3 protein-coding genes are annotated in these 1,579 nt (G+C 41.1%); all 3 read right to left on the bottom strand.

Features of this window, described 5'->3' with window-relative positions; all coding sequences use genetic code 11:
• Window positions 1-343: 343 nt before the first annotated feature.
• The gene (locus B147_RS0109790; RefSeq protein WP_026259592.1) at window positions 344-649 is read right to left on the bottom strand and encodes a BrnA antitoxin family protein; all 306 of its coding nucleotides are present in this window, start codon (window positions 647-649) and stop codon (window positions 344-346) included.
• Window positions 612-884, bottom strand: a complete 273-nt coding sequence (locus B147_RS0109785; RefSeq protein ID WP_020587030.1) for a BrnT family toxin — start codon at window positions 882-884, stop codon at window positions 612-614. Before B147_RS0109785 ends, B147_RS0109790 begins: the two co-directional genes overlap by 38 nt.
• Before the next feature lie 149 nt (window positions 885-1,033).
• The gene (locus B147_RS0109780; RefSeq protein WP_020587029.1) at window positions 1,034-1,357 is read right to left on the bottom strand and encodes a virulence RhuM family protein; all 324 of its coding nucleotides are present in this window, start codon (window positions 1,355-1,357) and stop codon (window positions 1,034-1,036) included.
• Window positions 1,358-1,579: the final 222 nt, after the last annotated feature.

Genomic DNA, 1,579 nt, shown 5'->3' with positions numbered 1-1,579 from the left:
GATTTTTCCTTTTCGGATGATTTAATAAGTACGGATTGTTCGATGTGTCATCATATTCTCGGGTCGCTATGAATGATCCATGGCGGCATAAGGGATGATTTCGGAATAGCCTATAGTCCATGCCCCATCTTTCCATTACTAAAAATGCGGGAATGATTCTCTGAAAAAATGGTAGAATTGGGTCTTGTGGGTCTGTGTGATAATCGCTGAGTTCTTTGTTTGTACTGTTTTTTCATATCGTTTCCTGTAATGGTCCTGATTGAAGCCCCCAGGCAAGACAGCCAGGAAACCGCCTATTCAAAACCAGTGATCAGCCGGTTTCTATCCCGGGGAAAGGGCGGCATCATGCAGACGCTTTCTTTAATTCTTCCCGGATAACCTTTCGCAAAAGACTCTCAAGGCTCGGCTGGTCCGCTTGGTCTTCTGCAATAACTCTTTTTAGACTTTCATTGATCAGGGTCTGGTATCCCTTTTTCCCTGCTTTTGATTTGAAATAACCAATAACCCCGGCATCCAGCATAATGGTAATTCGTTGTTTTTTTTCTACCGGCTTTAGTCCCCGACGAAAAACAGCCCTATCAAAATCAGCCTGTGTAACTTCCGGGTATTCATCATCCATAGAGGTTTTTGAAGTAGAGTCTTTGTTCATTTTTTGTTGCCTTTCTCATGGATATCATTCTGATTTCATCGGTGCTTTCAGTATGTACGATCACCACGACACCGTCCAATAAACCGATAGTTACAAACCGTTGTTCACCATAATCCATGCGGGTGTCTTCAAAGGTGAACGTAGCCCCGGCAAAAACCATGTGGGCTTGGACGAAGTCAAGGCCATGTTTGACGATGTTACTTTGCCGTTTCCTTTCATCCCATATGATTTTCATGATTCAATTATATACATATAATTATACATATACAAGTTTTTCTTATGCTTTCTTTCTGTCAGCCAGAAGAACATTATCGGCATTCGAAATCCGGGCCGATTAAACAAAGCCTCATGCAAAAACAATGGTAATTATATCCTCAAAGAAAGCTAAATATATTTTGCTTCAGGATCACAAAGCAAATTCATGATCAACTTAATTATCGTATCTTTCTGATTTCTGACAGATTCGGCCACCTGATACGTCTTTTTATCGGCGGCAGTTGTTGCAAATTTTGCAACAACTAAATCCCGAACACGTTCGCCGGTTTTAAGAATATTCATTAAATGTCGGCTTATGCCTGATTTATCCACCCCAAACAGTTCAACCATTTGGGTTTGGGATAACCATATAGTATCATTTTCAAAGCGGGCCCGTATTTCTGTTTGACCGTCCTCTGCCTGATAAATTTCAATTTGTCCGGCCTCATTCATCGTTTAAGCCTTTTTCCTATTGGCCATAAAAATGACATTATCAGCGCTTGCAATGAGACTCGAAAAACCCTAAACGATTGGTTTGCCTGGGAGGGGGATCTTTGTTTGGATTACATCAGTGAAAACTTTCTTAACACTACAGCGACACTTGAACACCTAACTCTTTAGCGAGAGCCATCGTTCTTTTTCTATGGCTTTCATACGCAATGTCGTTACGTTTGA

This window comes from Desulfobacter curvatus DSM 3379, from assembly GCF_000373985.1.
Taxonomy (GTDB): Bacteria; Desulfobacterota; Desulfobacteria; order Desulfobacterales; family Desulfobacteraceae; genus Desulfobacter; species Desulfobacter curvatus.
This window is presented reverse-complemented; position numbering and strand designations above follow the sequence as displayed.

What these genes read in the sequence shown, in the direction of transcription:
- B147_RS0109785 (WP_020587030.1), bottom strand. Translation starts at nt 884, where the DNA reads ATGAAAATCATATGGGATGAAAGGAAACGGCAAAGTAACATCGTCAAA.
- B147_RS0109790 (WP_026259592.1), bottom strand. Translation starts at nt 649, where the DNA reads ATGAACAAAGACTCTACTTCAAAAACCTCTATGGATGATGAATACCCG.
- B147_RS0109780 (WP_020587029.1), bottom strand. Translation starts at nt 1,357, where the DNA reads ATGAATGAGGCCGGACAAATTGAAATTTATCAGGCAGAGGACGGTCAA.